The organism is Xanthomonas sp. NCPPB 3005 (genome assembly GCF_041228095.2).
Taxonomy (GTDB): Bacteria; Pseudomonadota; Gammaproteobacteria; order Xanthomonadales; family Xanthomonadaceae; genus Xanthomonas_A; species Xanthomonas_A bonasiae.
The window spans coordinates 1,092,198-1,111,778 of the sequence record NZ_CP166096.2 but is presented as its reverse complement, the minus strand read 5'-3'; the positions used below and the strand labels follow the sequence as shown (position 1 = coordinate 1,111,778).

The window sequence follows — 19,581 nt, the reverse complement described above, 5'->3', positions numbered from 1 at the left end:
GGCATTGGCCGCGTTCAAGCCGCAACGCCGGCGGCCGATAGCGAGGCGTGATCCGGACTCTTTCGACCCTGCTGCGCGGCCTGCGCCCGACCGGGTGCCGCTGCGCGCTGCTGGCGGCGCTGCTGGCGCCAGGCGCGAGCGTGGCCGCGACGCTCGCCGCGACAGCCGTCAGCGACGGCGACGACACCGAGTTGCCGAGCAGCCTGGAGCATTTCGGCCTGGGCGACGGGCTGTCGCAACTCACCATCACCGCGCTGCAGAGCGACGACCAGGGCTTCCTGTGGATCGCCACGCAGGAGGGCCTCAACCGCTTCGACGGCCATCTGTTCCGCGTCTACCGGCACGAGCTCAACGCCAGCGACCGGCAAAGCCTGCTCAGCAGCAGCATCGACAGCCTCGCCTTCGAGGCCCGCGGCACCCGCCTGTGGCTGGGCAGCAACGACGCCGGCCTGGAAGTGATCGATCTGGCCACCTGGAAGCGGCATCGGCTGGGCGTGGCCGACGGCCTGTCGCACAACCGCATCATGAACATCCTGATCGATCCGCAGGGCGGCGCCTGGCTCGGCACCGAACACGGCATCGACCGCGTCGACGCGACGCTGAGCCGGGTGCTGCCGCTGGGCGGCGATGCGCCGGTGGTCGGCCTGACCTGGATGCCCGACGGCAAGCGCGCGGTGGCGCTGGACCGGCGCTGCCGGCTGTGGCTGCTCGGCGCGAGCGCACGCCAGGCGCTGCCGGCGCCGCCCGGCATCGACGAATGCGTGGGCCTGCAATCCGGGCCGGAAGGGCTGTGGCTGGCCTCGGCCAGCGCCGGGCTGTTCAAGCTCGACGCGCAAGGCGCCACGCTCGCCCACTGGAGCACGCAGCAACTGCTCGCCGGGCACAGCGATCTCAGCGCGCTGATCCGCCTGGCCGACGGGCGGGTGCTGGTCGGCTCCACCAATGCCACGGTGACGCAGCTGGACAAGGATGCGGCGACGCCGCGGCGGCTGAGCTTCGACGTGCCGCCGCAAAGCGCCATCACCCGGTTCTATCAGGACGGCAACGGCACCTGGTGGATCGGCACCTACACCGCCGGCCTGTACCGGGTGCGGCCGATGTCGGCGGTGATCCGCAACGACGAGGAAGACCTCAGCGACACCCATGCCTGGCCCAGTCCCAGCGTGCGCAGCATCTGGCGCGACGGCGCGCGCATGCTGATCGGCACCGACCAAGGGCTGTTGCTGCGCGAGCGCGGCCGCGCGCCCTGGCAGGTCCCGGCCGCGCTGGCCACGCGCATGGTGCGCGCCATCGAGGGCGACGGCCGCCACTGGTGGCTGGGAACCCGCCACGGCCTGTGGCGCCTGGACGGCAGCGGTGCGCTGGCGCGCGTGGACGGCCTGGCCGATGCGCACGTCAACGCCCTGCTGCGCGAAGGCGACACGCTGTGGGTGGCCACGCGCCGCGGCCTGACCCGGGTGGTCGACGGCCGCGTGCAGGACGATCCGCGCTGGGCGCCGCTGGCCGGGCGCACGCTGACCCGGGTGTACCGCGACACCCAGGGCACGCTGTGGATCGGCTGCAACGACTGCGGGCTGTGGCGGATGCGCGGCGACCGGCCGGCCGAGCCCTATCGCCCCGGCGGCGCCGGCCTGTATCCGTCGGTGTGGTCGCTCTACGAAAAGGACGGCGTGCTGTGGGTCGGCACGTTCTCCGGCGGACTGTATGCGGTGGACCTGAAGCGCGACGTCGCGGTGCGCTACACCGACCGCGAAGGCCTCAGCAGCAATGTCATCTACACCATCCTGCCGGATCCGCAGGGACGGTTGTGGCTGAGCACCAACAACGGCCTGAGCGTGCTCGATCCGGCCACCCGCATCGTGCAGAACCTGGGCAGCCGCGACGGCCTGCAGAACCAGGAATACAACAGCGGCCAGGGCTATCGCGACAGCCGCGGCCTGCTGTATTTCGGCGGCACGCAGGGCGTGGACGTGATCGACCCGCGCAAGCTGCCGCTGCGCAGCAACCCGGCACGCGCGGTGCTGACCGACCTGCGCGTGCTCGACGCCAGCGAAGGCAGCCACGACGGCAAGCGGCAGACCGAGACCGACGTGGTGTATGCGCACGACATCGCGCTGGACTATCGCGACAACGTGTTCACCCTGGGCATGACCGCGATCGACTTCACCGCGCCGGGCACGGCGCGGCTGCGCTACCGGGTCGACGGCCTGCACCAGGGCTGGGTCTATCCGCAGACCGCGCACAGCGAATTCTCGGTCAGCCATCTGCCGCCGGACCGCTACACGCTGGAACTGCAGGCGGCCGGGCGCGACGGCCAGTTCGGCGCCACGCGCACGCTGCGGATCGAGGTGCGGCCGCCGCCGTGGCGGCATCCGCTGGCGTATGCCGGCTACGCGCTGCTGGGCCTGTTGCTGCTCGGCCTGGCCGCGCAACGCGTGCGCCGCACGGTCAACCGCGAGCGCGACATGGTGGAACTGCTGAACCTCACCGTCGCCGAGCGCACGCGGCAGCTGGAGCGCGCCAACCAGCAGCTGCTGCAGAGCAATGCGCAACTGGAAGCGGCCACCCGCCTGGACCCGCTGACCCGCGTCTCCAACCGCCGCGAACTGCAGGATTGGCTGGCCCGCGAATGCCCGGCGCTGCGCGCCCAGCTCGACGCCGGCAGCAGCGCCGATGCGCTGTATTTCTTCATGATCGACCTCGACAACTTCAAGCGCATCAACGACGACTACGGCCACCAGGCCGGCGACACCGCGCTGGTGCACTGCGCCGACAGCCTGCGCGCGCTGTGCGGCGACCGCGACCTGCTGGTGCGCTGGGGCGGCGAGGAATTCGTGCTGGTCACCCGCCTGCCGCGCGACGGCGCCGCCGAGGCGCTGGCCGAGCGCCTGCGTGCGGCAGTGGCCGCGCAGCGTTTCGCGCTGGAGCAGCACGAACTGGCGCTGACCTGCTCGATCGGTTTCGCGCCATGGCCGTTGGTGGCGGCGTGGCCGGCGCTGGGCGATTGGGAGCAGAGCGTGGGCCTGGCCGATCGCTGCCTGTACGCGGCCAAGGGCGCCGGCAAGAACGCCTGGGTGGGGCTGGGCGCCGGCGCGGCACCGGACCGGCCGCGCGTGCAGGCCTTGCTTGCCGGCGGCGCGCCCGAACAGCTCGGCGACAGCGTGCGCATCCTGCACTCCACCGCGCAGCCGCCACACTTCGCGCGTTGAACGCCGGCGCCCGCCGCGGCGCGTTCAGCGCGGCGGATGGCGGCGCATGCTGCTGCGCCAGGCATCCAGGAACTGGCGGCGCTTGAGTGCGTCCAGGTACACCAGCAAGCCCGGCCCCAGCGCGATCGGGCGGAATGCGGGAGTCGCCGCCGGCGTCGTGCCGCCGGCGCCCGGCAGGATCGGCTTGAGCCAGGCCTCGCGCGACAGCACCTGCTGCCCGCGCGGCGACAGCAGATAGTCGAGGAACCGGCGCGCCTCGGCCGCGTGCGGCGTATCGCGCGGAATCACCGCGGTGCGCAGCGCGACCAGGGTGTAGTCCTCCGGCTGCACGATCGCCAGCGGCGCGCCGGCGTCGATCCGTGCCTGCGCGTAGGAACCGAGCACGTTGTAGGCCAACAGCAGTTCGCCGCGGCTGACCCGGTCCAGCAGCACGCCGGTGCGTTCTTCCAGTACCACCTGGTTGTCGCCCATCGCCGCCAGCAAGGCGCCGGCCATGCTGCCGATCTGCCCGTCCTGGGTCGCGAACAGATAGCCCACGCCGCTGCGCTCCACGTCGTAGGTGCCGATCCTGCCGCGCAGCGGCATGCCCGGCGCGCGCAGCAGCTCCAGCAACTGGCGGCGCGTGCGCGGCACCTGCGCCGCCGGCAGCCGCGCCTTGTTGTAGACGATCGCCACCGGCTCGTAGCTGATCCCGAACGCTTCATGCCGCCATTGCGCCCACGCCGGCAGCGCCTCGGTCTGCGGCGAGCGGTGCGCGAGCGCGTGGCCGTCGTTCACCAGCTTGGTCTGCAGGTCCATGCTGGCGCTGATCAGCAGGTCGGCGCAGCGTGCGCCGGGCCGCGGATGCAGGTAGCGCTGGTACATGTCCCAGGCGATCACGTCCTGGTACACCACCTCGGTGCGCGGGTGCAGCCGCTGGTAGTCGCCGATCACCGCGGCGAACACCTCGATGTCGGTGGAACCCTGGATGCACAGCTGCGCCTGGGCGCTGCCCTGCGCCGGGAAGCGGCGGATGTCGCCGGGCGCGGCCAGCGCGGCGTGGGCGAACAGGACGACCAGCACTGCGGCAGCCGTGCGCAGCAGGAAATGCGAGCTCATGGGTGCAACCTGGGCAGGCGCAGGCTGGCGATCAGGCCGCCACCGACGCGGTTGGACAGATCGATGCGCCCGCCGTGGCTGTCGACCACGCGCTTGACGATCGCCAGGCCGAGCCCGGCGCCGCCGGCGGCCGCGCCCTCGCCACGCGCGAAGCGCTCGAATACGCGCTCGGCGTCGGCCGCGGCGATGCCCGGCCCGTGATCGGCCACGGTCACCACGCAATCGCGCGCTTCGCAGGTCAGCGCCACCTGCAGCGCGCCGTCGCCGCCGTACTTGCAGGCGTTGTCGATCAGGTTCTTGATCGCCTCGCGCAGCAGCAGCGCGTCGCCGCGCACCATCGCCGGCTCGCTGGCGATGGCCAGTTGCACGCGCGGACGCGGTTGCGACTGCGGCAGCGCTTCGTGCAGCGCCTGATGCACGACCTCGGCCAGATCCACGCTGGCGTAGCGCTGCAGGTTGGCGCGGTGGATCACGCTGGCGTCGCTGAGCAATTGGTTGAGCAGGCGGCTCATGTGCGTGGCGTTGCGCTCGATCGCCTCCAGGCTTCGGCGCATGTCGCGCGGATCGTCGTCGTCCAGCGCCAGCTGCGCCTGCGCGCGCAACGCGGCCAGCGGCGTGCGCATCTGGTGCGCGGCCTCGGCCATGAACGCGCGCAAGGTCTCGTTGCTGCTCGCCAGGCGCGCCATGAAGCGGTTCAACGCCGCCACCATCTGGTGCATTTCCTGCGGCGCGGCCAGGGCCAGCGGCTTCAGCTCCGAGGGTTCGCGCCGCGACAGGTCGCGCTCGATCCGCTGCAGCGGACGCAACGCGCGATACACCCCCAGCCAGACCAGCGCCAGCGACAGCAGCGACAGCACCGCGATCGCGACCAGCGCGTGCAGCACCACATCCTGCGCCAGCGCTTCGCGCGCGCGCCGGGTCTGCCCGACCTGCACCCACACCTCGTCCTGCGCCGCGGCCGACGACACCCGCCGCGCCACCACCGCGAAGCGCACCTGCTCGCCGCTGTAGAACGCGTCGAACAAGCGCGGCGCCGCGCTGGCACGCGGCAGCGACGGCGCCTTGGGCAGATCGTCGTAGCCGGTGATGGTGCGCCCGCGCGCATCGAACACCCGGTAGAACACCCGGTCCTCCGGCGCCATCGCCAGCAGGTCCAGCGCCGCGTACGGCAGGTCCACCTGCCATTGCCCGTCGGCCAGCGCCACCGAATCGACGATCGACAGCGCCGAGGACACCAGCAGGTGATCGTAAGAACGGTTGGCCGCACGCTGGCCGTAGTCGCGCGCGGCGAAGAACAGCGCCACCGCGCCGAGCAGCGACAGCGCCCCCAGGTACAGCAGCAGCGTGCGCCGGATCGACGGTGCCGGCAGCGCGGCCTCAGCCATCGCCGCCTGGGTCCTGCGGCGTCGCTGGCGGCGAATCGATCCCGGCCGCTTCCAGCTTGTAGCCGACCCCGCGCACGGTGACGATGCGCAGCGGCGCACCGACCAGCTTCTTGCGCAGGCGCCCGACGTACAGCTCGATCGCATTCGGCCCGGCCTCGTCGTCGAAGCCGAACAGCCCGTTGCCGATCTCGTCCTTGCCCACCACCTGGCCGAGCCGGCCGATCAGGATCTCCAGCAGGCGGTATTCGCGATTGGGCAACTCGATCGGCGCACCGTCCAGGCTGACCGTATGCGCGGCATTGTCGAAGGCGAAGCCGCCCAGCTGCACCACCTCGCTGGCGTTGCCGCGATTGCGCCGCAGCAGCACCCGGCAGCGCGCCTCGAACTCGCGAAAATCGAACGGCTTGCCAAGGTAATCGTCGGCGCCCACGTCCAGCGCCTGCACCCGGTCCTCGATGCCGTCGCGCGCGGTCAGCATCAGCACCGGCGTGGTGTCGCCGCGCTCGCGCAGCCCGGCCAGCACCCGCAGTCCATCCAGCCCGGGCAGGCCGATGTCCAGCACCACCAGATCGAAGCTCTGGTAGCGCAGCACGCTGGCCGCGCCCAGTCCATCGCTCTGCCAGTCCACCGCATGCCCGCTGCGGCGCATGCGCCGCACGATCGCATCGGCCAGATCGGCGTTGTCCTCGACTAACAAAAGACGCATTGGAGATGACCAGCCGTGCGGCTGCGGAAAGCCGGGAGTGGGGATTCGCAGAAGCGAGTCGGCCGGCGGATGCTAACCCGCTCGCGCCGCGTTGGCAGCAGGCAATCAGGCCGGCGATTCAGGTCGCGGCGATGCCCGGCAGCGGAATCGCAGGCCACTGCCATCGCCATTGTGCCCACCGATGGCGCGTTCACTGCGACGGCATGGTGATCGCCGCCAGGCTCGGATCGGTGGTGAAGATGATGCGGTACAGATAGGCGCCTGGCACATCCGGATCCGGCAACGTCTGCGTGACGGTGGAATACATCCGCGCATCGCGCGCACCGGCCATGGCCTGCACTGCGGTGGAGAATTGCGCATCGCTGGGGCGCGTGTTCGAGGCCGATGCCATGCAGACATGGGCTCCGCATGCGACATCCTTGACCGCGAAACCGGGGTCGGCCTCGCTCAGGTAATCCCTGAAATTATCCTTGTAGACCCTGGACTTGGCCAGGCCGTCGGACTCGGCCTGCCTTGCCAGCTTCTGCAGGATCAGGTCGAAGTCCCTGCTGCCGATGACGCGCATGGCCATTCCCCCGTCGATCGCCTTCCCCCTGAGAAATGCCATCTCCGCCAAGGGCGCCGGCTGGCGACCCTGCGTCGCAGGGAACGTGTCGGCGACGGTGGGCGACGTTTCCTCGGCTCGGAGAACGTCCGTACCTGAGCGCGTGTCGGCGCCGACGGCGCGCGCATCGCGCGCGTCGCCCATAGCGGCGGCGGCTCCTGTGCCTGGCTGCGAGCGTGCGGCGACAGGCGACCGCTGCCAAAGCATGAACGCTCCGACCGCGAGAACCAGGACCGACAGGCCGGCGAGCACTCTACGCATGGCGACTCCGATGACGCGCGATTGGGGCCAGGGAGATGCTGCGACACGAGGGAACGCGGTCTCCCGCTGGCCGAAAGTCCAGCGCCGATAACCTACCTAGACTGCGCCGGTTGCACAACGACGAGCACTGCGCCGGCCGCCAGCGCCCCTGGACCGACGGTCCGGCCGCAGGCGACCGGGCGCGCCTGAAACGCTTGGCTTCCCATCGACAGGTCGATGACAGCTACGCCGCACTAGGCTGCAGCCACGCTGGCCTGCGCCTTCCGCTGCGGGCTACCGACTCATCGACGCGCTGCGCGCACCTGGGAGGGTACGTGAACCTGAAGAAATCGAGCCTGTGCGGCGCTTGCGCCTGCGCCTTGCTGTCCCTGCCCGTGCTGGCGCAGGCCGCCGATGGCGACGACGACGGCCCGGTCACCGCCGAGATCGGCGGCCGCCTGCACTGGGACTTCGCCCAGTTCGACAACGACCAGCGCGGCACACCCAATCCCGACGATACCGAGATCCGCCGGCTGTGGATCGACGTGTCCGGCAAGTTCTTCGGCTTCGGCTACAAGGTCGAAGGCGATTTCGCCGGGCTGCAGGACGACTTCAACGGCAAGGGCATCGAGGCCAAGGACGTCTACCTGACCCGAAAGTTCGACGCCGGCACGCTGAGCGTCGGCCAGTTCAAGCAGTACTTCTCGCTGGACGACCGCACCGGCTCCAACTTCGGCCAGTTCCTGGAGCGCAGCGGCGCGGCCAGCACGCTGGCGCCGCTGTACCGCAAGGCGGTGTCGTGGCAGGCCGCCGGCAAGGACTACACCTGGGCCGCCAGCGTCTACAGCCTGGAAAGCATCGACGTGTCCAACATCAAGGGCGATGCGTTCGGCGGCCGCGGCACCTGGGCGCCGGGCGCGCGCGACGGCGACGTGCTGCACCTGGGCCTGTCGCTGGCGCACGAACGCTACGACCATCCCGGCGCCAACGGTGCACCGGCCTTGAGCATCCGCCCGCGCCCGGCCGGGCATCTGTCCGACGACAGCCGCATCACCCTGGCGCGCTTCGCCGACGGCCGCGATACCGACGTGGACAAGTGGTCGCTGGAGTACGCGCAGGTGCGCGGCCCGCTGTCGTGGCAGAGCGAATTCAGCGGCGGCCTGTTCGACGACGGTGCGCAGCGTGCGCAGGTGCTGTCCGCCTATGGCTTCGTCAGCTGGTTCGCGACCGGCGAATCGCGCCGCTACGACAGCAAGACCGGGCGTTTCACCCGCATCAAGCAGGTCAACAATCCGCGCGGCGCGTTCGAACTGGCGCTGCGCTACGACCGCATGTGGGGCACGCAGCACCTGGACGGCCAGGCGGACTTCCTCGACGCCTCCACCGCGTCGTGGACGCTGGCCGGCAACTGGTACCTCAAGCCGAACCTGCGCCTGATGCTGAACCTGATCGACAGCCGCAACCGCGACCACTTGGCCGGCACCACGCTCGACCACACCCGCGCGATCACCGGCCGCTTCCAGTACGACTTCTGAGAGCCGGGATTGGGGAATCGGGATTCGGGAATCGCAAAGGCGGGATTACGCGACTTGATGCGTTGTCGGCTTGCGTTCTACCGCTGCCCTCTCCTGCTGTCGGGTTCGATTTTTTCCATGCACCACCCTGAGGAACTCACATGCTGACCGCGCTCGGTTTCGGAATGGTCATCACCTTCATGTACCTGATCATGAGCAAGCGGCTGTCGCCGCTGGTCGCCTTGATCATCGTGCCGATCGCCTTCGCGCTGGCCGGCGGCTTCGGCACCGGCATCAACGAGATGATGCTGGAAGGGATCAAGAAGATCGCGCCGACCGGCGTGATGCTGATGTTCGCGATCCTGTACTTCGGGGTGATGATCGACGCCGGCCTGTTCGATCCGCTGGTGCGGCGCATCCTGCGCCTGGTCAAGGGCGACCCGATGAAGATCGTGGTCGGCACTGCGGTGCTGGCGCTGCTGATCTCGCTCGACGGCGACGGCTCCACCACCTACATGATCACCGTGTCGGCGATGCTGCCGTTGTACCGGCGCATCGGCATGAACGCGCTGAACCTGACCTGCGTGACCATCCTCGCCGGCGGGGTGATGAACCTGACCCCGTGGGGCGGACCGACCGCGCGCGCGGCCACCGCGCTGCACGTGGACCCGGCCGACGTGTTCGTGCCGCTGGTGCCGGCGATGGCGCTGGCGATCGCCGGCATCCTGGTGCTGGCCTGGTACCTGGGCATGCAGGAGCGGCGCCGCCTCGGCGTGGCCGCGCTGCCGGGCGACACCTGGATGGACAGCAGCGTGGCCGACGACGGCGATGCGCTGCCGACCGTGGAAGACGCCGAGGACATCAAGCGGCCGAAGCTGCTGTGGGTGAACCTGGTGCTGACCCTGGCGCTGATGGCGGCGCTGGTGGTCGGCGTGCTGCCGATGCCGGTGCTGTTCATGATCGGCTTCGCGCTGGCGCTGCTGATCAACTATCCGAACCTGGCCGAGCAGCGCCGGCGCCTGGTCAACCATGCCGGCAACGTGCTGTCGGTGGTGTCGCTGATCTTCGCCGCCGGCGTGTTCACCGGCATCCTCTCCAATACCGGCATGGTCGAAGCGATGTCGCGCAGCTTCCTGGCGGTGATTCCCGATGCCTGGGGCCCGTACCTGGCGGTGATCACCGCACTCGCCAGCATGCCGTTCACCTTCTTCATGTCCAACGACGCGTTCTACTTCGGCGTGCTGCCGATCCTGTCCGAAGCGGCCAGCCACTACGGCATCACCCCGGTGGAAATGGCGCGCGCCTCGCTGGCCGGACAGCCGGTGCACCTGCTCAGCCCGCTGGTGCCCTCGACCTATCTGCTGGTCGGCCTGGCCAAGGTCGATTTCGCCGACCACCAGCGTTTCACCATGAAGTGGGCGGTGCTGGTGTCGTTGCTGTTGATGGGCGGCAGCCTTCTGTTCGCGCTGTATCCGTTGGCCGCTTGATGGCTGCCGGGAATCGGGAATGGGGAAACGGGAATCGCAAACGCGGCGCTCGCTTCCAACCATTCCCCATTCCCTACTCCCCATTCCCCAACTCCGAAGGAGTTCTTCCATGACTCTACGAATCGCCTACGTCACCAGCGGCATGGGCAGCATCGGCACCGCGATCTGCCAGAAGCTGGCGCGCAACGGACACACCGTGGTCGCCGGCTGCGGCCCCAATTCGCCGCGCAAGTCGGCGTGGCTGCGCGAGCAGCGCGAGCTGGGCTTCGACTTCGTCGCCTCCGAAGGCAACGCCACCGACTGGGACTCCACCGTCGCCGCGTTCGCCAAGGTCAAGGCCGAGGTCGGCGAGATCGACGTGCTGGTCAACAACGCCGGTGGCAGCCGCGACACCTTGTTCCGGCAGATGAGCCGCGAGGATTGGCAGGCGGTGATCGCCAGCAATCTGAACTCGCTGTTCAACATCACCAAGCAGGTGGTGGACGGCATGACCACGCGCGGCTGGGGCCGCATCGTCAACATCGGCGCGGTCAGCGCGCAGAAGGGCCAGATCGGGCAGATCAACTACGCCACCGCCAAGGCGGCGATGCAGGGCTTCAGCCGCGCGCTGGCGCAGGAAGTGGCCTCGCGCGGGGTCACCGTCAACACGGTGTCGCCCGGCTACATCGCCAGCGCCTCGATCAGCAGCTTTCCGCCGGACGTGCTCGACCGCCTGGCGACCTCGGTGCCGCTGCGCCGGCTCGGCAAGCCCGAGGAAGTGGCCGCGCTGTGCGGCTGGCTGACCTCCGACGAAGCGGCCTACGTCACCGGCGCCGACTACGCGGTCAACGGCGGCTTGCACATGGGCTAGGCCGGCGCTGCCTCACGGGTTGGCGCTCGCATCGCAGCGGCTGGCATACACTGCCGATTCCGCTCCCTGCGCCAGCGCCGACATCGCATGCCCGACAAACCCGACCGCGCCGCACCGGGCGCGCGCCTGCAGATGGCCGACATCGCGCGCATGGCCGGCGTGTCCGAATCCACCGTCTCGCGCGCGCTGGCCGACAACCCGGTGGTCGCCCGGCGCACGCGCGCCTATATCAAGCAACTGGCCAGCGAGGCCGGCTATCGCGTCGATCTGGCCGCGCGCAGCCTGCGCTCGCGGCGCTCCAACATCGTCTGCGTCGCGGTGCCGCTGATGCACGCGCATGAGCAGCCGCTGTCGGACCCGTTCATGATGACCATGCTGGCGCTGCTCGCCGATGCGCTGACCGCGCGCGGGTACAGCATGCTGTTGTCCAAGCTGGACCGGCACCAGGACCATTGGGTCGAAGACCTGGCGCGCGGCAGCCGCGCCGACGGCGTGATCATGCTCGGGCAAAGTTCCGAGCATGCCGCGCTCGACGCCGCCGCGCGCGGCGGCCTGCCGATGGTGGTGTGGGGCAGCCGCATCGACGGCCAGGCCTACGTCAGCATCGGCAGCGACAACCTGCGCGGCGGCGAGCTGGCCACCGCGCACCTGATCGAGACCGGCCGCCGCCGCATCGCCTTCCTCGGCGACGAGCAGTTGCCGGAGGTGGCGCCGCGCTTCGCCGGCTACCGGCGCATGCTCGAGCACCACGGCCTGGAGTTCGATCCGCGGCTACATGCGCGCAGCCACTTTCTCAGCGAAGACGCCTACCGGTTGACGCGGGCCATGCTGAAGAAGACCGATCCGCCCGACGCGGTGTTCGCCGCCTCCGACGTGATCGCGCTGGGCGCGATCCGCGCGCTGACCGAGGCCGGCCACCGCGTGCCGCAGGACATCTCGCTGGTCGGCTTCGACGACATTCCGCTGGCGTCCTACAGCCAGCCGCCACTGACCACGGTGCGCCAGGACCTGGCGCAGGCGGCGACGCTGCTGGTGGACGGCGTGCTCGGCCTGATCGAAGGGCAACCGCTGCAATCGGTGGAACTGGCGGTGAGCCTGGTGGTGCGCGATTCGGCGTGAAGGGCCGGGATTGGGGAGTCGGGATTGGGGATTCGCAAGAGCGGGACGTGCGCACTGACGCTGTACCAGCCAACCCGGTTTCTCAATCCTAGCCGCGGAACTTCAACGCGCAACGCTGCGCTTTTACGAATCCCCAATCCCCACTCCCGAATCCCGGCCCTGCCTCACCAACAGCATCGCCACCGCCGCCATCAGCATCAGCGCGCCGGCCAGGCGGATCACGTTGCGCGGATCGCCGTGCAGCAACGAGTCGTAGTACAGCGGCAAGGTCACGATCTGGATCAGCATCGGCAGCACGATGAACAGGTTGAACAGGCCCATGTACACGCCAGTGCGCTCGGGCGGGATGCTGTCGGCCAACATCAGGTACGGATTGCCCATCATGCTCGCCCAGGCCAGGCCGATGCCGATCATCGGCAACAGCAGCAGCCAGCGGTCGTGGATCACCGGCAGCAGGCACATGCCGATGCCGGCGGCGAGCAGGCACGCCGCATGCGTGGCCTTGGGGCCGACACGGCGCGCCACCGGCACCATCGCGAACGCGGCGACGAAGGCGACGAAGTTGTAGAAGCCGCCGATCTGGCCGTTGACCAGACCGGCCTCGCGGAAGCCGTGCGAATCCGGCGCGGTGGTGCCGAACAGCGTGGTCGACAGCGACAGCACGATGTACTGCCAGTAGCAGAACATCGCATACCACTGGAACAGCATCACCGGCGCCATCTGCTTCATCGTCGGCGGCATCTGCCGCACCGCATCGGCGATCTCACGCAGCGTGGCCAACGGCCCGACCGGCGCGCCGCGCAGGCGCTCCAGTTCCAGCGGCGGCAGCACCGGCTCGCGCACGCTGCGCGCGGTGAGCAGGATCGAGGCCGCGGAGAATCCCGCGCCGATCGCGAACGCGGCGATGGTGACGTAGGGAATGTGGTGCGCATTGGCCGCGTCCTGGTTCATGCCGAACCACACCAGCAACGGAGGCGTCACATAGGCCAGGGTCTGGCCCAGGCCGGTGAACGCGCTCTGGGTGAGATAGCCGAGCGGGCGCTGGCGCGGCGCCAATACGTCGCTGACCAGGGCGCGATACGGCTCCATCGCCACGTTGTTGGCCGCGTCCAGCATCCACAGCAGGCTCACCGCCATCCATAGCGCCACGCTGAAGGGCATCAGCAGCAAGCACAGGCTGCACACCAGCGCGCCGACCACCATGTAGGGCATGCGCCGGCCCCAGCGGGTGACGGTGCGGTCGCTCAACGCGCCGACCACCGGCTGCAGCACCAGCCCGGTGATCGGCCCGGCCAGCCACAGGTACGGCAGGCTGGCGTGATCGGCGCCCAGATAGTTGTAGATCGGGCTCATGTTGCTCTGCTGCAAGCCGAAGCTGTACTGCACGCCGAAGAAGCCGGCATTGAGCGCCAGCACGCGCGACAGCGGAAGCAAGGGGCGATCGGAGCGCATGCGCATCAGCCTGACAGGAAGCCAAGGGCGCCGCGGGCGACGCGCCACGGCGGCGGAGCGCATGTTGGGATTAATGCAATCGTTTGTAACGCTGCGCTGCATCATTATTTGACTGATAAATCAGGCTTTCATCACTACAGGCGGTGACTTCCGCATTTTTTTGCGGTGCAAATTGCAATCGATTGCAAAACGCCGTATCACTGCGCCACCCCACCGCCTGTCCGGCATGGGCGTCGCGCCGGTCCACGCCTTCGCACGCCGCATGCAGGCCCTACCCGCGTCACCCCTCGCTTCGGGAGAGATAGCGATGCACCACCCTTCGATCCGCCTGCATACCCTGGCCTGGGCCGTCGCCGCGGCCCTGGCCGCCCCGGCCGCCTTCGCCCAGGACGCGGCCGCGCCTGCCGCCCAGCCCGCTTCCGCGCAGGCCGACGTGGTCAGCCTGGACTCGGTGTTCGTGACCGGCACCGCCACCGCCAAGAGCAAGCTCAAGTCCAGCGTGTCGGTCAGCACCGTCGGCGCAGAAGCCATCGAGCAATCCGCGCCGCGCTCGACCGCCGAGATCTTCCGCAACATCCCCGGCATCCGCTCCGAATCCAGCGGCGGCGAAGGCAACGCCAACATCGCGGTGCGCGGCCTGCCGGTGGCCTCCGGCGGCGCCAAGTTCCTGCAGTTGCAGGAAGACGGGCTGCCGGTGCTGGAATTCGGCGACATCGCCTTCGGCAATGCCGACATCTTCCTGCGCGCCGACTACAGCCTGGAGCGTATCGAGGCGATCCGCGGCGGCTCGGCCTCGACCTTCGCCAGCAACTCGCCCGGCGGCATCATCAACTTCATCAGCAAGACCGGCGACACCGCCGGCGGCAGCGTCTGCCTCAGCCGCGGCCTCGGCCGCTTCGACAACACGCGCCTGGACTTCGACTACGGCGCGCCGTTCGCCGAGCACTGGCAGTTCAACGTCGGCGGCTTCTACCGCCGCGGCGACGGCGTGCGCGATGCCGGCTACGCCACCGACAAGGGCGGCCAGCTCAAGGCCAACCTGACCCGGCTGTTCGACAACGGCTACGTCCGTGTCTACGCCAAGTACCTCAACGACCGCGCCGCCGCCTATACCCCCGTGCCGACCCTGGTCAGCGGCAGCGACGGTTCGCCGCACTTCCACGATGTGGGCAGCTTCGACCCGGGCCGCGATACCCTGTACAGCCCGTATTTCCGCAGCAGCAACAGCCTGGACGGCAGCAACCGGCTCACCCGCGTCGACCTCGGCGACGGCATGCATCCGGTGTCGCGCGCGATCGGCGCCGAGGCGCAGTTCGACATCGGCGGCGGCTGGACGCTGACCGACAAGTTCCGCATCGCCGACACCTCCGGCCGCTTCGTCTCGCCGTTCCCGGCCGAAGTGGCCGACGCCGCCAGCCTGGCGGCGCAGATCGGTGGCGCCGGCGCGACGCTGCGCGATGCCGACGGCCAGACCTACAGCGGCCAGGCGGTGCGCACCCACCTGTTCAACACCCGTATCAACGACCTCGGCAACGCGGTCAACGATCTGAGCCTGGCGCGCGACTTCGGCAACGGCGATGGCGGCAACGTCAACCTCAAGGCCGGCCTGTACAGCTCGCGCCAGGTCATCGACATGGACTGGACCTGGAATTCCTACGTGCAGTCGGTGTCCAGCCGTTCGCGCCTGCTCGACGTGGTCGCTGCCGACGGCAGCCTGCTCTCGCAGGACGGGCTGTACGCCTACGGCGTGCCGTACTGGGGCACCGACAACACCCGCCATTACGACGTGCGCTACACCATCAACGCCCCGTACGTGGCGCTGGGCTGGGACCAGGGCCCGCTGAGCGTGGACGCCAGCGTGCGCTACGACATGGGCCGGGCACGCGGCAACACCGCCGGCGGGCTGCTGGTCGACAATCTCGACGTCGATGGCGACGGGATCATCCAGGCGCCGGAACGCAGCGTGGCGACGATCGACTACGCCAACCGCAAGCCGGTGGACTACGACTGGAACTACCTGTCGTACTCGCTCGGCGGCAACTACATGCTCAACGACGATCTGGCCGCCTTCGCCCGCTACAGCCGCGGCGCGCGCGCCAACGCCGACCGCCTGCTGTTCGGCGTGGTGCGCGACGACGGCTCGGTGTCTTCCGACGAAGCGGTGAACTTCGTCAAGCAACTCGAGGGCGGCCTGAAGTGGCGCGCCGGCGGCCTGAGCGTGTTCGCCACCGTCTTCGCTGCGCGCACCCAGGAACAGAACTACGAGGCCACCAGCCAGCGCTTCTTCAACCGCACCTACAAGGCGCACGGGCTGGAGCTGGAAGCGTCCTACCGCGCCGGCGGCTTCGGCCTCAACGGCGGCGCGACCTGGACCGATGCGACGATCGACAAGGACCAGATCACCCCGGCCAACGCCGGCAACACGCCGCGCCGCCAGGCCAGGTTCGTCTGGCAGCTGACCCCCAGTTACCGCGGCGAGCGCTACGAGCTGGGGGTCAATGCGATCGGCACCAGTTCGGCCTACACCCAGGACAGCAACCAGTTGAAGATGCCCGGCTACACGCAGGTGAACCTGTTCGGCAATTACCGCGTCACCGATGCGCTGACCCTGTCGCTGAACGTCAACAACCTGTTCGACGCCTTCGGCCTGACCGAGGCCGAGGACGCGAGCATTCCGGACAATGCCAACATCCGCGCGCGCTCCATCCCCGGCCGTACCGCCAGCGTCGGCGTGCGCTACGACTTCTGACCCCCAAGGAGCCCGCCGCGCCCGCCCCCGGGCGCGGCCCATCATGAACGCTGTTGCCTCCCCCCTCCCCGATCACGCCGGCGTGCAGGCGGCCCTGGCCGCCCAGCCCGGCGCACACGCGCGCTACGGCGCCCATGGCCCGCGCCTGTTCGCCGCACTGCAGGCCCTGTACGGCGACCATCCGGACTACGCGCAATGGCTGCCGCGCTGGCTCGATGCGGTCGCCGCCACCATCCGCGCACGACCGCCGGCACTGGCCGAACTGGATGCGGCGCGCGCGCCGGACTGGTTCGGCGACCCGTCGATGCTCGGCTACAGCGCCTACGCCGACCGCTTCGCCGGCACCCTGGCCGGGGTCGGCGAACGCGTGCCCTACCTGCAGGAACTGGGTGTGCGCTACCTGCATCTGTTGCCGTTCCTGCGCATGCGCGAAGGCGACAACGACGGTGGCTTCGCGGTCAGCGACTACGGCCAGGTCGAACCGCGACTCGGCGACAACGCCGACCTGATCGCCCTGACCACGCGCCTGCGCGAGGCCGGCATCAGCCTGTGCGCCGACTTCGTGCTCAACCACACCGCCGACGACCATCCCTGGGCGCTGGCCGCCAAACGGGGCGACGCGCGTTACCTGGACTATTACCACCACTTCGCCGACCGCCACCTGCCCGACCGCTACGAACGCACCTTGGGCGAGGTGTTCCCCCACACCGCACCAGGCAACTTCACCTGGGTCGAGGACGCCCACGCGTGGCTGTGGACCACGTTCTATCCGTATCAGTGGGATCTGGACTGGAGCAACCCGGCGGTGTTCGGCGAAATGGCCCTGGCGCTGCTGCAGCTGGCCAACCTGGGCGTGGAAGTGTTCCGGCTGGATTCCACCGCCTACCTGTGGAAGCGCGAAGGCAGCGACTGCATGAACCAGCCCGAGGCGCACACCATCCTGCAGGCGCTGCGCGCGCTCACCGACATCGCCGCACCCGCGGTGCTGCTGAAGGCCGAGGCGATCGTGCCGATGGCCCAGCTGCCACCCTACTTCGGCGAAGGCGACGCACGCGGCCACGAATGCCAGTTGGCCTACCACAGCACGCTGATGGCGGCCGCCTGGGTGGCGCTGGCCGAACAGCGCGGCGACATCGTGCAGGGCGCGATCGCGCAGACGCCGGCGTTGCCGCCGGCCTGCGCGTGGCTGAGCTACGTGCGCTGCCACGACGACATCGGCTGGAACGTGCTGCGCCACGAAGCGGACGGCGGCGACGGCGGCGCGCCGTTCGATCTTGCGCAGGCCGCACGCTTCTTCGCCGGCGGCGTACCGGGCAGCTACGCGCGCGGCGAAGCGTTCCAGAGCAGCGGCGACGGCGTGCACGGCAGCAACGGCATGAGCGCCGCGCTGGTCGGCATCGAAGCGGCGCTGGCCGACGGCGATGCCGACGCCCTGGAGCTGGGGATCCGGCGCCTGCTGCTGCTGTATGCGGTGGCGTTGGCGATGCCGGGCATCCCGCTGCTGTACATGGGCGACGAACTGGCGCTGGGCAACGACGCGAGCTATCGCAACGACCTGCTGCGCCGCCACGAAGGCCGTTGGTTGCACCGTCCGGTCATGGACTGGGAGCGCGCGGCGCGGCGCGACGACCAAGGCAGCCTTCCCGGCCAGGTCTACACCCGCCTGCGGCGGCTGATTGCCGCGCGTGCGGCGACCACTGCGTTGGCTGCCGGGCAACCGCTGCGCGCGTTGCCGCTGGGCAATTCGGCCTTGCTCGGGATCGCCCGCGGTGCAGACTTCGTCGCGGCCTACAATTTCAGTGCGCAACCGGTGGCGGTGGACCGCAGTGCGTTGGGCCCTGGCGAATGGCAGGCCATCGCCGACGGCGGACGCGACGCGACCACGCTGCAGGAATGGGACGGCACCTTGCCGGCCTACGGCCTGCGCTGGTGGCGGCGCGACTGAGCGCGGAGCACGTCCTGGCGACGCCACGGACTCGCGAAAGCGCTGCGCGGGAGCAGCGCTTTCGAGGACCAAACCGCGGACGCACGGGGCCGCAACCGCGATCCGGCTCCGCTGCAGTCGGGACTGAAGTCCCTCCCACAAAACGCAGCGATGCCTGCGCGGCAACGCGCCTCTGTAGGAGCGGCTTCAGCCGCGACAAACGAAGCCGCGGCCTGGCCGATCCCGGAAGCGCTCGGGACTGAAGTCCCTCCTACAGAAAAACGGGCATGGCATGCATCGCCCATTGCCCTTGTGGGAGCGACTTCAGTCGCGACGAACGAAGCAGCAACCTGGCCGATTCCGAAAGCAGTCGGGACTGAAGTCCCCTCCTACAGAAGGCAAGCCGGCGCCTTGCCTCGCCCTCGAGGCAGCATTGCGACACACACTCGGCATCCGCCGAAAGCCGCACGCCGCCAGCACTTACTTGCCCACCAAGCCCAGCAACGCCTTGGCTGCATCCTCGGACGACGCGGGGTTCTGGCCAGTGACCAGGCGCCCATCCACCACCACGTGCACGCCCCAGTCGGCGCCCTTCTCGTACAGGCCGCCCAGCCGCTGGAACTCGTCCTCGATCAGGAACGGCACCACGTCGGTCAACCCGACCGCCGCTTCCTCGCCATTGGTGAAGCCGGTGACGCGGCGACCCTTGACCAGCGGCGCGCCATCGGCAGCGGTAACCCGGCGCAGCGCGCCCGGCGCATGGCAGACGAAACCGATCGGCTTGCCGGCGCGCTCGAACGCCTCGATCAGCGCGATCGACGTGCGGTCCTCGGCCAGGTCCCACAGCGGGCCATGGCCGCCGGGGTAGAACACGCTGTCGTAGTCCGCCATCCGCACGTCGGCCAGCGGCCGCGTGCTCGCCAGTTGTTGCCGCGCATCGACATCGGCCTTGAAGCGCTGCGTGGCCGCGGTCTGCGCATCGGCCGCGTCGCTCTTCGGGTCCAGCGGCGGTTGCCCGCCCTTGGGCGAGGCCAGCGTGATCTCGGCGCCGGCATCCTTGAACACGTAGTACGGCGCGGCGAATTCCTCCAGCCAGAAGCCGGTCTTGTGGCCGGTGTCGCCGAGGCGGTCGTGCGAGGTCAGCACCATCAGGATCTTCATGCGGATGTCCTTTTTGAGGGGAAATGGCGGCCATGCGCTGCAGGCCAGGCGCGCAGTATCGGCAAGCGCGCATTCGCGGCAGG

The 19,581-nt window shown here is 69.5% G+C and carries 13 protein-coding genes; 7 read left to right on the top strand and 6 right to left on the bottom strand.

The features are described 5' to 3' along the window. The first annotated feature begins 47 nt into the window (after nt 1–47). Entirely contained in the window at nt 48–3,209 is a 3,162-nt protein-coding gene (locus AB8810_RS04830) for a diguanylate cyclase domain-containing protein (RefSeq protein ID WP_369915718.1), read from the top strand. 24 nt (nt 3,210–3,233) lie between these two features. On the opposite strand, the gene AB8810_RS04825 is transcribed toward AB8810_RS04830, so the two are convergent. The 4 genes from AB8810_RS04825 to AB8810_RS04810 form a co-directional block, all read right to left on the bottom strand. After that, nucleotides 3,234–4,307: an ABC transporter substrate-binding protein gene (locus tag AB8810_RS04825; protein ID WP_369915717.1), complete on the bottom strand. Its 1,074-nt coding sequence runs from the start codon at nt 4,305–4,307 to the stop codon at nt 3,234–3,236. Continuing rightward, nucleotides 4,304–5,692 carry a sensor histidine kinase gene (locus AB8810_RS04820; RefSeq protein WP_179567139.1) on the bottom strand — a complete coding sequence of 463 codons (1,389 nt, stop codon included), beginning with the start codon at nt 5,690–5,692 and terminating at the stop codon, nt 4,304–4,306. The genes AB8810_RS04825 and AB8810_RS04820 overlap by 4 nt, the downstream gene beginning before the upstream one ends. Then, nucleotides 5,685–6,398 (bottom strand): response regulator transcription factor, encoded by a 714-nt coding sequence (locus AB8810_RS04815; RefSeq protein ID WP_179567141.1) that lies wholly within the window; start codon nt 6,396–6,398, stop codon nt 5,685–5,687. The genes AB8810_RS04820 and AB8810_RS04815 overlap by 8 nt, the downstream gene beginning before the upstream one ends. 190 nt (nt 6,399–6,588) lie before the next feature. Further along, on the bottom strand, nt 6,589–7,263 hold the full coding sequence (locus AB8810_RS04810) for a hypothetical protein (protein WP_369915716.1): 675 nt from the start codon (nt 7,261–7,263) through the stop codon (nt 6,589–6,591). 314 nt (nt 7,264–7,577) lie between these two features. Between AB8810_RS04810 and AB8810_RS04805 the strand changes: the two genes are divergently transcribed. The 4 genes from AB8810_RS04805 to AB8810_RS04790 all read left to right on the top strand — a co-directional run bounded on the left by AB8810_RS04805 (nt 7,578) and on the right by AB8810_RS04790 (nt 12,212). After that, on the top strand, nt 7,578–8,777 hold the full coding sequence (locus AB8810_RS04805; protein WP_369915715.1) for an OprO/OprP family phosphate-selective porin: 1,200 nt from the start codon (nt 7,578–7,580) through the stop codon (nt 8,775–8,777). Nucleotides 8,778–8,917: 140 nt separating this feature from the next. Next, nucleotides 8,918–10,243, top strand: a complete 1,326-nt coding sequence (locus AB8810_RS04800) for a CitMHS family transporter (RefSeq protein ID WP_369915714.1) — start codon at nt 8,918–8,920, stop codon at nt 10,241–10,243. A gap of 109 nt (nt 10,244–10,352) precedes the next feature. Continuing rightward, complete coding sequence (gene phbB / locus AB8810_RS04795; protein WP_179567147.1) at nt 10,353–11,093, top strand: acetoacetyl-CoA reductase; 741 nt, start codon at nt 10,353–10,355, stop codon at nt 11,091–11,093. Nucleotides 11,094–11,180: 87 nt separating this feature from the next. After that, on the top strand, nt 11,181–12,212 hold the full coding sequence (locus AB8810_RS04790; RefSeq protein ID WP_179567149.1) for a LacI family DNA-binding transcriptional regulator: 1,032 nt from the start codon (nt 11,181–11,183) through the stop codon (nt 12,210–12,212). A gap of 123 nt (nt 12,213–12,335) precedes the next feature. Here the strand turns inward: AB8810_RS04790 and AB8810_RS04785 are convergent, their stop codons facing one another. Next, complete coding sequence (locus tag AB8810_RS04785; RefSeq protein ID WP_179567151.1) at nt 12,336–13,664, bottom strand: MFS transporter; 1,329 nt, start codon at nt 13,662–13,664, stop codon at nt 12,336–12,338. Between the two features lie 307 nt (nt 13,665–13,971). Between AB8810_RS04785 and AB8810_RS04780 the strand changes: the two genes are divergently transcribed. Then, nucleotides 13,972–16,413 carry a TonB-dependent receptor domain-containing protein gene (locus tag AB8810_RS04780; protein ID WP_369915713.1) on the top strand — a complete coding sequence of 814 codons (2,442 nt, stop codon included), beginning with the start codon at nt 13,972–13,974 and terminating at the stop codon, nt 16,411–16,413. 43 nt (nt 16,414–16,456) lie between these two features. Beyond that, entirely contained in the window at nt 16,457–18,358 is a 1,902-nt protein-coding gene (locus tag AB8810_RS04775; protein ID WP_369915712.1) for an alpha-amylase family glycosyl hydrolase, read from the top strand. 459 nt (nt 18,359–18,817) lie between these two features. On the opposite strand, the gene AB8810_RS04770 is transcribed toward AB8810_RS04775, so the two are convergent. Further along, nucleotides 18,818–19,498 (bottom strand): type 1 glutamine amidotransferase domain-containing protein, encoded by a 681-nt coding sequence (locus AB8810_RS04770; RefSeq protein WP_369915711.1) that lies wholly within the window; start codon nt 19,496–19,498, stop codon nt 18,818–18,820. Between the last annotated feature and the right edge of the window lie 83 nt (nt 19,499–19,581).